This window comes from Treponema pedis (genome assembly GCF_017161325.1).
Classification (GTDB): Bacteria; Spirochaetota; Spirochaetia; order Treponematales; family Treponemataceae; genus Treponema_B; species Treponema_B pedis.
In genome coordinates this window covers 619,526-632,539 of sequence record NZ_CP045670.1, presented here as the reverse complement: position 1 = coordinate 632,539, position 13,014 = coordinate 619,526, and the positions used below count along the sequence as shown (strand labels likewise).

The 13,014-nt window shown below is 36.2% G+C and carries 14 protein-coding genes; 7 read left to right on the top strand and 7 right to left on the bottom strand.

Translation table 11 applies throughout. From position 1 onward, the window contains the following. Positions 1-86: 86 nt before the first annotated feature. Positions 87-878: a ComF family protein gene (locus tag DYQ05_RS02765; protein ID WP_206183793.1), complete on the top strand. Its 792-nt coding sequence runs from the start codon at positions 87-89 to the stop codon at positions 876-878. Between the two features lie 35 nt (positions 879-913). Here DYQ05_RS02765 and DYQ05_RS02760 read toward each other — a convergent pair whose 3' ends face one another. Further along, entirely contained in the window at positions 914-1,666 is a 753-nt protein-coding gene (locus DYQ05_RS02760; protein ID WP_206183792.1) for a glycerophosphodiester phosphodiesterase, read from the bottom strand. Between the two features lie 27 nt (positions 1,667-1,693). Beyond that, complete coding sequence (locus DYQ05_RS02755; RefSeq protein WP_024469382.1) at positions 1,694-3,295, bottom strand: ATP-binding protein; 1,602 nt, start codon at positions 3,293-3,295, stop codon at positions 1,694-1,696. 152 nt (positions 3,296-3,447) lie between these two features. Here DYQ05_RS02755 and deoC point away from each other — a divergent pair, with 152 nt between their 5' ends. Beyond that, a complete protein-coding gene (gene deoC, locus DYQ05_RS02750) occupies positions 3,448-4,098 on the top strand; it encodes a deoxyribose-phosphate aldolase (protein ID WP_024467583.1) in 651 nt (216 codons plus the stop codon). An 8-nt stretch (positions 4,099-4,106) separates the two neighbouring features. Here the strand turns inward: deoC and DYQ05_RS02745 are convergent, their stop codons facing one another. Together DYQ05_RS02745 and trxA are read right to left on the bottom strand one after the other, a co-directional pair. Next, positions 4,107-4,997, bottom strand: a complete 891-nt coding sequence (locus tag DYQ05_RS02745; RefSeq protein WP_020964379.1) for an acyl-CoA thioester hydrolase/BAAT C-terminal domain-containing protein — start codon at positions 4,995-4,997, stop codon at positions 4,107-4,109. A gap of 106 nt (positions 4,998-5,103) precedes the next feature. Further along, complete coding sequence (gene trxA / locus DYQ05_RS02740) at positions 5,104-5,421, bottom strand: thioredoxin (protein WP_080657282.1); 318 nt, start codon at positions 5,419-5,421, stop codon at positions 5,104-5,106. A 201-nt stretch (positions 5,422-5,622) separates the two neighbouring features. On the opposite strand from trxA, the gene nagB reads away from it, so the two are divergent. The 5 genes from nagB to DYQ05_RS02715 are packed head-to-tail and all read left to right on the top strand — an operon-like array spanning position 5,623 to position 10,047. Further along, entirely contained in the window at positions 5,623-6,414 is a 792-nt protein-coding gene (gene nagB, locus DYQ05_RS02735) for a glucosamine-6-phosphate deaminase (protein ID WP_206183791.1), read from the top strand. Between the two features lie 2 nt (positions 6,415-6,416). Then, complete coding sequence (locus DYQ05_RS02730) at positions 6,417-7,541, top strand: AI-2E family transporter (RefSeq protein ID WP_024469383.1); 1,125 nt, start codon at positions 6,417-6,419, stop codon at positions 7,539-7,541. Beyond that, entirely contained in the window at positions 7,538-8,593 is a 1,056-nt protein-coding gene (locus tag DYQ05_RS02725) for a ribonucleotide-diphosphate reductase subunit beta (RefSeq protein ID WP_020964374.1), read from the top strand. Before DYQ05_RS02730 ends, DYQ05_RS02725 begins: the two co-directional genes overlap by 4 nt. A 45-nt stretch (positions 8,594-8,638) precedes the next feature. Then, complete coding sequence (locus DYQ05_RS02720; RefSeq protein WP_029410090.1) at positions 8,639-9,271, top strand: hypothetical protein; 633 nt, start codon at positions 8,639-8,641, stop codon at positions 9,269-9,271. 11 nt (positions 9,272-9,282) lie between these two features. Beyond that, positions 9,283-10,047, top strand: coding sequence for a TIGR02757 family protein (locus DYQ05_RS02715; protein ID WP_024467588.1), 765 nt, complete (start codon positions 9,283-9,285; stop codon positions 10,045-10,047). 85 nt (positions 10,048-10,132) lie between these two features. Here the strand turns inward: DYQ05_RS02715 and DYQ05_RS02710 are convergent, their stop codons facing one another. From DYQ05_RS02710 to DYQ05_RS02700, 3 genes are read right to left on the bottom strand one after another with little or no spacing between them, the layout of a single operon-like run. Then, a complete protein-coding gene (locus tag DYQ05_RS02710) occupies positions 10,133-10,720 on the bottom strand; it encodes a hypothetical protein (RefSeq protein WP_206183790.1) in 588 nt (195 codons plus the stop codon). A 9-nt stretch (positions 10,721-10,729) separates the two neighbouring features. Next, positions 10,730-11,059: a hypothetical protein gene (locus tag DYQ05_RS02705; RefSeq protein WP_206183789.1), complete on the bottom strand. Its 330-nt coding sequence runs from the start codon at positions 11,057-11,059 to the stop codon at positions 10,730-10,732. Beyond that, the gene (locus tag DYQ05_RS02700; RefSeq protein ID WP_020964369.1) at positions 11,040-13,010 is read right to left on the bottom strand and encodes a FapA family protein; all 1,971 of its coding nucleotides are present in this window, start codon (positions 13,008-13,010) and stop codon (positions 11,040-11,042) included. Before DYQ05_RS02700 ends, DYQ05_RS02705 begins: the two co-directional genes overlap by 20 nt. Positions 13,011-13,014 lie beyond the last annotated feature (4 nt).

Sequence of the window (13,014 nt, the reverse complement as noted above, 5' to 3'; positions counted from 1 at the left end):
GCAATAAAGATAAATATTTCAGCAAAAAAAATTTAAACCTTATGCAAAATAAAAAAAATAGCTGATAATATATATGAGGTGTTCTTATGTTAAAAAAATTGAAACTGAAGTTCAAAGTTGTTTTGCGAAATATTTATGCCGATTTAATTTGTCCTCAAAAATGTTTGTTATGCGGAACGGAAACAAATTGCGGTCTTCCTATTTGCTCGGCTTGTACAAGTACGGAAATTGAGGATGCTCTTAATTTTCGGCTAAAGAATGAAGAAAAATTTTGTAAAAAATGCGGAAGATTTTTAATTTCCGAAAAAGAGTATTGTACAAATTGCCGTACGGCAATTTTAAAGGAAAAAAATTTAAAAGATGAGAAAAATGAGCCGATACCGCAAAGCTGCGATAGGATTTTTTCAATTTATCCGTATCAGGGTAAATGCGGTCAGCTTTTAGTTCATTGGAAAAATTTCAGCGTTCGAGGTTTTGCGGAAGTGTTTGCAAAATCCATATCCTGTTTTGTGAATAAAAAAGAAGAGCTGCAAAATATAAAAATTGTACCTGTACCGCCTCGTCCGAAAAAAATAAAAAACAAGGGTTGGGACCAAATAGAAGATACTGCGGTTCAATTAGAGCATATTTATGACTTTAAAATTCTTCGATGTTTAAAACGAAAAGACGGCACCGCACAAAAAACTCTTTCGCGTGAAAAGCGAAAAACAAATTTAAAGGGTAAAATTTTTATAAAAAATGCAAAACAAATGATTCCGGAAACGCTTATAATTTTGGACGATGTTATGACCACGGGAGCAACGCTTAATTTTTGTGCTGCGGCATTAAAAGAGGCCGGCTGTAAGAGAGTATATGGACTTTGTCTTTTTTTCGATTAACAAAAAAAAGACAAAGCAAAAACTTAACATTTCGATTAGTTTGAAAGAAGAGCTGCAATCTTATCAGGATAATCGGTAATTATTGCATCAAGTCCGGTGTTAAGTACGGCGGAATAATCGGTTTGCACTGAACCGAACCATGCATTTACTTTGATTTTATTATCATGCATATAATCTACGAAATTTTTTGTTAAGCGGTATGCACAAGGATGATAACACTCTATTCCGTTTTTCGTTAAATTCTCGGCAGGATTTATTTCCCAAGAATCGACTAAAAAGCCGCAAACTAAAGAAGAGTCTATTTTTTTCATACGTAAAATACTTTCATGATTGAAAGAAGAAATAATACATTTTTCTTTAAGACCGTATTTTTTTAAAAGAGCATAAACTTTTTCTTCAATACCGGCATATTCGAAAACCCCTGTTTTTAATTCTATATTTGAAATAATATCGGTTTTTTTTATAAAATCAAAATATTCTTCAAGTGAAGGAATTTTTTCATTTGAGCAATTTGCAGCACTTTCTTTAAAATTTTCAGGCGGGAATTTCGCTGCGGCATTTATTTTTCCAAGCTCCGCAAAGGAAAAGTCTTTTATAAAACCGTAAGCATTGCAAGTTCTGTCCAATGTTTCATCATGGATTATTACCGGGATTCCGTCAGATGAAAGATGAACATCGAATTCTATTCCGTGTGCGCCTGCGTTTACGGCTTTTTCAAAAGCCGTCATTGTGTTTTCCGGGAATTTACTGCGAAAACCTCTATGAGCGAAATTAAGAGTTTTAAACATTACCTTACCTCCAAACTCTACGGATTGTTATATCATATTTATGACCCATTTATCTACCGTTTTTTCTTCCGCATTAAAACTTACGCCTATTAAAATTATTTCTTTGTTTTCAGCCCTGTATGCTTCCGCATAATTTTTTTCTCTTATTTGATTTAAGGCTTCCTCCGCACTTCCTTTTAATTTAAACTCGAAAATATAAATCGTATTTTCGGTTTCTACCGTACAATCGCTTCTCCCGCCTGCACAATGCGTTTCGGTTTTTACAAACTGTCCCATAAGGGAAAACACCAAATAAACGCATATTTGAAAATTATGCTCCCTTAATGCAAGACTTTCTCCGCTTTCCTTCTTTACATTATCGTAGGGAATACTCGCCATTATGGACTTTAATCTTTGCATAAACTCTTCCACCCGTCCGGCTCTAAGGTCTTTTGTAAAACTTACTATGCTGAACGCCGTATCCCCGAAATTTAAATTTGAATATTCCGGTAAAAGATTATGCAAAAAGCCGTATCTTACCTCATCATTGGGAAAGCCTAGCCTATACATCTTATAATCGCTGTCGTAGCCCTTTATAGTTAAATATCCCGCTTGAAATAAAATAGGTATTACAGAATCGTTTCCCGCCCTGTAATCCGATAATCCCGATGCGTTCATTTCCACATTTCCGTCCAAATCGGGTATATTATACTTATAATCTTTTAAATATCTTACCAAAAATGTAGGTGTTCCGGTCTCAAACCAATAATCTCCCAATTCTTTTTTTGCAAAGGCGTTTATTAAACTGAAAGGGTTATACACCGCCTCGCAATTTTGATAAAAACGGTAACCGTCATATTTTTGTTTTAAGTTTTTTATACACTGCTCATAGCTTAACCTGTTTCTTTCCGCCAAGACTTCTATTTCGGGTTTAAAAGTATTTTCAAGTTCGTTTTGAGTAATTCCGCAAATTGCCGTAAACTCTTCTTCCATACTGATATCACGTAAATTGTTTAAATCGCTGAAAATACTTACCTTACTGAACTTGGTAACTCCCGTTAAAAAGGCAAAGCGTATAACATGGTCACAGCTTTTTAATACAGAATAAAATGCTTTTAAAACGTTTCGGTATTTTTCATTTAAATGCTCGTTTACATTCATCGTTTGTAAAAGAGGTTTATCGTATTCGTCAACAAGCACGACTGCTTTTTCTTCGGTTTTATTATGTAAGGTTTCTAAAATAAATTTAAATCTGTCTTCAGGAGCGTCCTTTGTTTTAGGTATGGAATATATAGTTTCAATTGACGATAAATTCGAATCGATAATCTCGTAAATTGATTTTTCAGTTTCGTAATTTTTCGGGCTGAAATCAAAGCGGAGAACCGGATATTTTTTCCACGGGGTGCTTTGAGCGTCTTCCGATTCCGTAATTTTTAGGCCTGTAAATAATTCTTTTTTGCCTAAAAAGAAGGCTTCCAATGTGGAAAGAAAGAGGCTTTTACCGAAGCGGCGCGGACGGCTTAAAAAATATACCCTGCTTGAATTAACGAGACGGTAAACGAATTCCGTTTTATCGACATAAAGAAATTTATCGCTTCGCATAACTTCAAAACTTTGTACGCCTATAGGCAGCCTTCTGCTGAAATCCATCATACTTTCAGTTTAACATAAGTTTTATGTGCTGTCAACGATTTACGGTTAGCTGATTTATATAAAATTTTTATCTTAATTTATTCCGTATATAAACTTTGCTATGGACAAAATCTTTAATATATATTATCCTTAATGCATAGGAGATTATAATGGAAATAAATAAATATATTGACCACACTTTATTAAAACCTACCGCTTTGGAAAGCGATATTATTAAAATTTGTGATGAAGCTAAACAGTATAAGTTTGCATCGGTTTGTGTTAACCCCTGTAATGTAAAATTGGTTGCGAAAGAACTAAAAGGTTCCGATGTAAAAGTTTGCAGTGTAATATCTTTTCCTTTCGGAACATCGTCTACGGAAATAAAAGTAGCGGAAGCAAAACAGGCAATTACCGACGGAGCCGAAGAAATCGATATGGTTATAAATGTGGGAAAGCTATTACAAGGGGATTTACAATTTACCGAAAATGAAGTTACCCTAATTACAAAAACTTGTCATGAAAAAAATGTTCTTTTAAAAGTAATTGTAGAAACCTGTTATCTGGAAGAAAAAAATATTGCCGATATTTGTTCAATAATAGAAAAAGCAGGTGCGGATTATATAAAAACTTCTACGGGTTACGGCAGCAGAGGCGCTTCCGTAGAAGACATAAAGCTTTTTAAAAAATATTTAAAAAAAGATACAAAAATAAAAGCTTCCGGCGGGGTGCGAACCAGAGCGGACGCCGATACTTATATAAGTTTAGGCTGTTCAAGAATCGGAGCCAGCAGCGGTATCGCTATTGTAAACGGCAAATAATCTTATCATTACCAAGCCTTTAACCATTCCAATATTCGGTTAAAGGCTTCAATACGCGTTTTATTGCAGTTCTTAAAATTCCTTCTTTCTATTTTAAAATATTTAAGCTTCTTTTTTAATCTTACTCCGGCAAGATTGAACGGGAGTAAATATCTGCTGCAAAAATGATATGCCAAATGTTCTTTTTTAAAACGGAAATGATTTTCTCCCAAGCGGTTTATGATTTGCTCCGAAGAATATTTTGACGGCCATATTGAGTCTTCATCGCTGCTTATCAGTAAAACCTGTCCTTTTATATGTTCCACAGGGATAACGGAGGCCTGTGAAGCGCTAAGCATTGCTTCACGGTAAATATCGGCAGTAGGTATTTTTCTTGCAAATAACATTTGCACCGCAAGTTTAAATTTATTTATTTTAGGCGGAATAAAAAACGGCAAAGGCTGTCCTGCAAGGGAAAATGCCGAAACGGGTATAAGCTTTTTCCTTAATACTTTTGACGGATTGATTTTTCCGCAAATAAAATGATGTAAGGGGGCCAGGGCTATAACACAGCTTATATCGTGAAAAAAGGACGCTGCCGCCAATGCATATACGGCTCCCTCCGCAAAGCCCCAAATTCCTATTTTTGTAAAGCCCATGCGCCGCATTTTTAAAGCGGCTTTTTCCGCGTACTCCAGAGGAATATTTTCAAATTTTTGTGTATTATTCCCGCAGCCTGAATAATCCAAGGCAAGGGAATTGATTCCGTTTTTGGAAAATAATTCCGCCATTATTTTTGAAGATGTATATCCGCCGTCCGCGCTTCCTGCAAATATTACAACTTTATTTTTATTGAAAGCCCGTTCGGCTGTAAAAAGGGTGCCGCAAAAGCCGTCCAATTCTATACTGAATTTATTCATATATATCTCTTAAAATCTATAAATATAAGCGGGAATTTAACAGAAAATAAAGCTTTAAGCAATAAGGTGTGAAAATTATAAAGGGGCTAATGCCCCTTTTCGGAATTTAGATATGCTTTGATACAAACTGTACAAGTTCGCTTTTTTCCAAATAACCCGAGTGCCTGTCTACTTCTTTTCCGTTTTTGAATAAAATAAGAGTCGGAATAGTCATAAACTTAAATTTGGCTGCAAGTTCTCTTGCATTATCTACATTACATGCAGATATTACGGCCTTATCACCGACTTCGGCTTCGGCCGCCTCCAGCTCAGGACTGAGCTGCACACAGCCCGGTCACCACGGTGCCCAAAAATCTACTAAAACCGGTTTATCGGTTTTTAATATTTCATCGAAATTTTCGACGGTAATTTTTACCATTGCCATTTTTTTACTCCTAGTCATTAAAATTTTGGAAATTATCAAACGATTACTTAATTTCCTTATTGAATATACTAAATTATAAGTATAGAGGCAAGTTATAATATCAGAATAAGGTTGAATATTACAAAAGTAAAAATTTAAAATATACGCCCTGTTTACAAATTTAGTTTTTTTATGTTAAAATCCACGCATACGGAGAATTAAATGCGTGTTATTATAAAACAAGATTATGACGCCTGTTCAAAATGGACGGCCGATTATATCTGCAATAAAATTACCGAATTTGCTCCCTCAAAGGAAAAGCCCTTTGTTTTGGGCTTACCCACAGGGTCTACTCCTCTCGGTGTGTATAAAGAACTGATTGCAAAAAACAAGGCAGGTATCGTTTCTTTTAAAAATGTTGTTACTTTTAATATGGACGAATACGTAGGACTTCCGGCAAATCACCCTCAAAGTTATCATTATTTTATGATGGAAAATTTTTTTAATCATATAGATATAGATTTAAAAAATATACATATTTTGGACGGAACGGCAAAAGATAAATTTAAGGAGTGCTCCGATTATGAAGATGCAATAGCTTCTTACGGAAAAATCAATTTATTTTTCGGAGGTATAGGTGCGGACGGACATATTGCTTTTAACGAACCTTACTCTTCTCTTGCTTCGCGTACGCGTGAAAAAACTTTAACCGAAGATACTATTGCTATGAATGCAAGGTTTTTTAACGGAGATAAAACACTTGTTCCTAAAACCGCTTTGACCGTAGGTATTGCAACTATAGCAGCTGCGGAAGAGGTTGTTATAATGGCAACAGGTTATGAAAAGGCAAGGGCGGTGCGTCATGCGATTGAGTCAGGCATAAACCATTTATGGACTGTAAGTGCGTTACAGCTTCACCCCAAAGCAATCATAGTTTGCGATAATGCCGCGACGGACGAATTAAAAGTAAAAACCGTCCGTTATTTTTTAGATATCGAAAAAGGAGTTAAGTAAAGATGCTTCAAAAAGATAAACAGACAATTCAGACGATATCATTTTTTATTTTATTGGCTGTAATGCTTTTTCTTGTAGGGAAATTATTTTTACCTTATGCAACGGTATTGCTTTGGTCTTCGGTAGTTTATATGCTGGCAAGCCCCTTGTATAATAAAATACTTTCCAAGATGAATAAAGAAAAAAAAACTTATATTATTAAAAAGAGTTTGCTGGCGGGAACTTTTTCGATTATTACGGTTTTAATTGTTGCGGGGATTCTTTCGTTTGTAGTTATAAAAATTTTCGGCCAGGGGAGGGCTCTTGCGCAAAATGCGGTAATGTTTTTTGAAAAAATAAATTCACCTGAAAATGAAAATTTAAAGCAAACGATTGCTGCCGAAGTATACAGGCTTTCACGGGGAACAATAGATATTTCCCAATTGAATTTAACAAAAGAACTTTTAAATTTAGCCTCTATTTCTTCCGATACTATTTTAAAATCGGCTACAAATCTCGTAAAAAATGCGGGACAGTTTTTCCTTTCGTTGATATTTTTCGCTTTTTCGTTATACTTCTTTTATATTGACGGTGCATACCTTGCAGGTTTGCTAAGGCATGCAATTCCGGTTGATTCCGAAACTTCAGGAAAAATATTCGCTAAAATAAAGGAAATAACGGCAAATCTTTTTAAGGGCCTTTTTTTGGTTTCTTTTTATCAAGGGTTGGCATCATTTATAATCTATATTTTATTCGGGGTACAAAGTGCATTGCTTTTGGCAATATTAACTTTTTTTACAACTTTTTTGCCCTTGGTAGGCTGCGGAGTAATTTGGTTTCCGCTAGGTATAAGTATGTGTTTTACACATAGCCCGTTTAAAGGAATTTTATTTTTGATTATTGCCGGTTCGGTGATAAGTCTTATGGACGGTTTTTTGCGGCCGTTTTTTTTAAAAGACAGAATAAAAATTCACCCGCTGCTTATTTTCTTTTCCATGTTAGGGGGTGTAAAAATGTTTGCCCTTAACGGAATTATTTTAGGGCCTATGATTGTAATTTTATTTTTTACTGTTTTAGATATGGCATTGGAAACGGAAGAAAAAAAAGATACGGAAATATTAAATGAAGATTTAAGGAGTTATGTATGATAAATGAAAAGACGGTTCTCCCGCGCAAAGCTTTGTTTAACGAAAACGGAGATATCGAAACGCATAAGCGTAAAATGATAGGCGGAAATACTACCAACCTGAACGATTTTAATAATATGAAATATGCTTGGGCAAGCGATTGGTACAGGCAGGCTATGAATAATTTTTGGATACCGGAAGAAATAAATATGAATGCCGATGTTCAGGATTATAGAAAATTATCCGTTTCGGAAAAAACGGCCTATGATAAAATCTTATCGTTTTTAATTTTTTTGGACAGTATACAAACTGCGAACCTTCCGAATGTAGGGCAATATGTAACAGCTAATGAGGTAAACTTATGTCTTACAATTCAAGCTTTTCAGGAAGCCGTGCATTCCCAAAGCTACAGTTATATGCTTGATACGATTTGCTCACCGGAAGAGCGCACCGATATTCTTTATCAATGGAGAGATGACGAACACCTTTTAAGAAGAAATAAATTTATCGGCGATTTATACAACGAATTCCAAAATGACAAAAGTGTTTTGGCTTTTTTAAAAGTATGTGTTGCAAATTATATTCTTGAAGGAGTTTACTTTTATTCGGGTTTTATGTTTTTTTATAATCTTGGGCGGAATAATAAAATGCCCGGTTCCGTTCAGGAAATACGTTATATTAACCGTGATGAAAATACCCACCTTTGGCTTTTCCGCTCTATGATTCAGGAATTGCAAAAAGAAGAGCCTCAGCTTTTTACCGAGCAAAATGTGCAAACTTTTCGGGAAATGATTAAAGAAGGCTGCGAACAGGAAATTGCGTGGGGACATTATGTTATAGGAGATGATATTCCCGGGTTAAATAAACAAATGATAGCCGACTATATTCAATATTTGGGAAATCTGCGTTGCGAAAATTTGGGGTTTGCTCCTATTTATGAGGGACACAACCAAGAGCCGCCGTCTATGAGTTGGGTAAGTCAATACAGTAATGCCAATTTAATTAAGACGGATTTCTTTGAAGCTAAGTCTACGGCTTATGCAAAAGCTTCCGCAATGGTAGATGATTTATAAAAGTTTTAGTTTTTTAATTACCGAAATATTTGGGAGGATTTATTTATGGCAAAGAAAACGCAAGTAAAAGACGATAAGACAAGTAAAAAAAATCTTACAAAAAAAAGCAAGGTTAAGGAAGCCTCCGTAAAAAAAGCGGCGGCAAAGAAAACCTCGCCGGGTACAAAAAAAACTTCAGTTAAAAAAACCGTAACCGATTATGTTCAATCTGCGGAAGAAAAAAAACTTGTAAAAGAATTAACCGGCATTTTACCGCAACTTGATGAGGAAGGTCTTTTATTTTTGATTGAACAAGCCCGCGTTCATTTATACAATATGCAAGTAACTTCGTTGCAGGAAGAGCTTAACGAAATTGAACAAAAGAGAGCTAAGGCCGGGCTTGAACAAAGGGCAAAGCAAAAAAATTCAGGTTTTAAAATTGAAAGGTCAAGCGACGGTACCGTATACCACATAATCAGCGACGGGAAATGGAAACTTGTAAATGCCGATGAAATGTTTCATATTTTAAGAATTGTAAATGCTCCGGTTGATGAAAACGAGGTAAGGCTTAATTTAATTCATTGGTTTTTTACCGAGCGAGGCGATTTTGTAGGAGATTTCGGGCTTGCGGACTCGCATGACCCGCGCTGGGTCGAGCTTATAAAAATTTTAAAAAAGAATTTTAAGTTAAAAATCTAGTGGAATTAACTATGACCGATTTTAAAAAATTAAAAACTCTAATGGATAAAAATGCGGCTTTGTATGAAAATCCCGATTTTATTCCTGCAGACCCCATAAGTGTTCCTCATAAGTTTTCAAAAAAAGAAGATATAGAAATAGCCGGATTTTTTGTTTCGATTTTTGCATGGGGAAATAGAACGGCTATTTTAAAAAGTGCGGATAAGCTAATGGCATTGATGCAAAATGAGCCTTACTCTTTTTTAATGAATGCAACTCCTGCACAGTTAAAAACTCTTACAAGTTTTTATCACCGCACCTTAAACGGAGAAGACAGTTTTGCAATTGCAAAAGCGATAAAAAACGTTTACTTAAAAAAGGGCGGTTTTGAAAATTTATTTGCCCCTCAAAATTTGCAGGAACCTCTCATTGTAAGAATGAGCCGCTTTCGCTCGGAACTTATACGAGGAATGCCTGAACGTACGGTAAAGCATATCGGAAATATGGAAGGCGGCTCTGCGGCGAAACGGTTGAATATGTTTTTACGTTGGATGGTGCGCTCTTCCGAAGCCGGAGTCGATTTCGGTTTATGGAAAAGCATAAAACCTTCGGAATTGTACTTGCCGCTCGATGTTCATTGTGCAAGGCGCGGCAGGGAATTGGGGCTTTTAACCCGTAAACAAAATGACAGAAAAGCGGTAGAAGAAATTACCGGCCGTTTGCGGGAGTTTTGTCCTGAAGACCCGGTAAAATACGACTTCGCTCTTTTTGCTCCGTCGGTTGAAGGTGAAAAATAAGGGAAGATTTTAATTTATAGGATTTTAATTGAATTCATTTCCTATGTTAATTCATTAGAGTTCATTTTTATTTAATAATGCGGGTTTACACATTCATGGAAACGATAAGTTCTATTTCCCCTATGGGAAGAGGCACTTTTTCCGCAATAAGCTCAACGGAAAGCCCTTTGCGCGCCATTTCGATTATTTGTTCGCGAAAAGAACTTTCCTGTAAAACATTGCGGTTGGGACTTGAAAGAATTTGTTTTGTATATATTTTTATCGGCTCCGAAGGAAACATTTCAAGATTTTTTATTTCTTTTTTTTCTTCAGTCTTTTTTCTTTTCGGCGAAGCCGATGTGCTTTGTTTTTTTGCTTTAGTTTTTGATGAAGAGTTTGAATTTTGCGGAGATATAATATTTTTTAATATTTCTTCGGCTTGTTTACGCTTTTCTTCTTCATTTTTTGCAAGAAGAATCCGTTTATTCAATTCGGCAATTATCGAATTTGTTTCATTCAGTTTATCTTCAAGAATCGTAATAGATTGTTCCGTATGAAAAGTAATATCGCTTATAAGTTTGTAAACTTGTTTTTCCGCATTTTCGATTTCGGTTTTACCTGAAAAGCGTTTTTGCAGCTTAAGATAAAAAATTATGAGAAAAAAAAATATTAAATATAAATAAACTAATTGCAATGCCTAACATTATCCTGAAATATCCACATGTTGCCCCAAGTAAGGGTCTTTTATATAATTATCGGAGAGCTCTTCTTTTTTTTCGGTATGTTCGTTTTCCGGTTTGTTTTTGTTTTTTTCATCTTTTTTAAAATGCCCGTCGCCGTTAATTTTTACCCCTTCATTATCGCCGGGGTTTATCACTTGCACGCTGCTTAATTTTTTTTCGGCGTCCAATTTGTTTTGCTGCTGTTGCACATTTTTTGCAGTTGCAGCGGCTTGCTGCTCGGCACCTTGTTGCCGGCCGATTTTATCCATTTGAGAGTACAGAGTTTGTAAATCAATTGGATGAATAGCCACTGGGTACCCTCTTTACATCTTCATCGGTATCTTGCTGATATTTACCGTAACGCACAATGCTTCTATCCAAATAAAATGTTGTCGCTTTACAATCCGCTCTGACATCTTCTACGGTATCGCGTATTACAATTCTTACTCCCGCATAAACATGTCCTGAAGCCGAAACCCTTCCCTGATTTTTAAGCGTGTTTAAATATTCACGAATTTGAGTAATTTCTTTTTGCACTTCATGGATTTCAGTTTCGATTGTATATTTATAATCGCTCATTTTTTTATAAGTTTCTTCTTTATCTTTGGGAAGCTCACCGCGCCGCGATTTGGTTTCTTCCAAACTTGCTAAATTAAGTTTTACTTCGTCTAAACTCTTTTCGTCCATCTCCTGTTTTTGTAAGAGGAAATTTAACCGTTCTTTGCTTTTAGGGTCAAACCCTACATTTAAGACGGTATCGTTTCCGCCTGAAGCGCTTCCTAAATTGCGTGCCGAAATAGATTCCGATGCGCTTAAATTGCCGCCTATAATGTCGGCTCTTTTCCCCTGACAAATAATTTTTCTGTTGGCTATTACGTTGGAATTTATGATTCCGTCCGAAACGACAACCATATCTCCCGCTTCAACTATTTCCGTATTTTGAATAAATTTGGACCAAATTGATTTTCCTGCCCGTATAGCTCCGCCTTCTTTACCTATTATTCCCTGGCTTACAACTATATCGCCTTCCGTATCGAGTTCCGCCTTGCCTACAGTTCCTTTTACTTCAATGTTTCCCGATGCTTTTATAACAAAGCCGTCATCTACATTTCCGTTTACGAAAACCGAACCTAAGAACGTAATATTGCCAGTGCGGATTGAAACATCGCCTTCAACAACGTAAATTTCTTGAACCGTTACTTTATTTTTTACAAGAAGAACCTGTCCGTTTACCTCTGCAATTATAGTTAATCCGTCGGGAGCAACCTTTGTATTTTTGCCTAACGGGAGCGGAACATCTTTTCCGTTGGAAGCTTCAAGGTATTTCCCCGTTACCGTTTTTCCGGCTTTTCCTCTTTGTGCGGGGATTTTATGTGCAACCGGTTGTCCTTCAACTACATTTTGAATTAGGTTAAGCTCTTTAAAATTAATTTGGCCTGAATGTGTTTCTTGAAGACGTACACGTGTATTGTCCACTTCAAAATCGTATTCAATGCGTGCATCTTCCCCGTCTTTCGGCTCAATACCTTCCGCAACGAGATAATCTTCTTTATAAACAGGCGAATCCTGAAACTGTTTTACAAGGTCTTCGTTAATGCCGACAATGACTCTGTTATTTTTTAAAAAGGCTATTATGGTATCCGCCGAAAGGTCTACGCCTCCTGCGGACGGCGGATTTACATATAAATAAGCCTTCATTTCATCTTCACTTATAGTTACGGCCATTGTTGCATCATTCCCCGGTATACGTGTATAAGGTGCAATTTTTACATATTCTCCGCTGCGGGCATTTATAATGGGTTTAAGGATATTATCTTCAGGTATGGGCAGAGCTCTGTCCCGCAATTTTTCTATTGCATCGTGAATTGTAGCTGGGTTACCGTACCCTGAAGGTGCCGTTACTTTTAAATATATGCCGTCAGCCGCACAAAATATATAAGCCATTCCGTCCTGGTCCGGAATAACTTCCCCTTCTTCCATATTATCCGTTTCGGAAATTTCTCCTTCTTCCGGCGAGGCTTTTTTCGGTTTTGACGTTTCATAAGCTCTTATTTTCCATTCTTTCGGAAAGAGTGCAAAAAAGCCTGAAACTCCTTTTTGGAGAATCTCATAGTCTACAGAAGACATGGGAACTCCCAATTGGACAGAGGCATTTAACAGGGCTTCATCAAGAGTATCTCCGCTTGTATCAATAAAAAAACGGCCTGAATCAAGTTCGTGAAGTTCAGTCATTTTTTCTTTTATTTGATTAAGCCGAATCATAAAC

What these genes read in the sequence shown, in the direction of transcription:
- DYQ05_RS02765 (WP_206183793.1), top strand. Translation starts at nt 87, where the DNA reads ATGTTAAAAAAATTGAAACTGAAGTTCAAAGTTGTTTTGCGAAATATT.
- DYQ05_RS02760 (WP_206183792.1), bottom strand. Translation starts at nt 1,666, where the DNA reads ATGTTTAAAACTCTTAATTTCGCTCATAGAGGTTTTCGCAGTAAATTC.
- DYQ05_RS02755 (WP_024469382.1), bottom strand. Translation starts at nt 3,295, where the DNA reads ATGGATTTCAGCAGAAGGCTGCCTATAGGCGTACAAAGTTTTGAAGTT.
- deoC (WP_024467583.1), top strand. Translation starts at nt 3,448, where the DNA reads ATGGAAATAAATAAATATATTGACCACACTTTATTAAAACCTACCGCT.
- DYQ05_RS02745 (WP_020964379.1), bottom strand. Translation starts at nt 4,997, where the DNA reads ATGAATAAATTCAGTATAGAATTGGACGGCTTTTGCGGCACCCTTTTT.
- nagB (WP_206183791.1), top strand. Translation starts at nt 5,623, where the DNA reads ATGCGTGTTATTATAAAACAAGATTATGACGCCTGTTCAAAATGGACG.
- DYQ05_RS02730 (WP_024469383.1), top strand. Translation starts at nt 6,417, where the DNA reads ATGCTTCAAAAAGATAAACAGACAATTCAGACGATATCATTTTTTATT.
- DYQ05_RS02725 (WP_020964374.1), top strand. Translation starts at nt 7,538, where the DNA reads ATGATAAATGAAAAGACGGTTCTCCCGCGCAAAGCTTTGTTTAACGAA.
- DYQ05_RS02720 (WP_029410090.1), top strand. Translation starts at nt 8,639, where the DNA reads ATGGCAAAGAAAACGCAAGTAAAAGACGATAAGACAAGTAAAAAAAAT.
- DYQ05_RS02715 (WP_024467588.1), top strand. Translation starts at nt 9,283, where the DNA reads ATGACCGATTTTAAAAAATTAAAAACTCTAATGGATAAAAATGCGGCT.
- DYQ05_RS02700 (WP_020964369.1), bottom strand. Translation starts at nt 13,010, where the DNA reads ATGATTCGGCTTAATCAAATAAAAGAAAAAATGACTGAACTTCACGAA.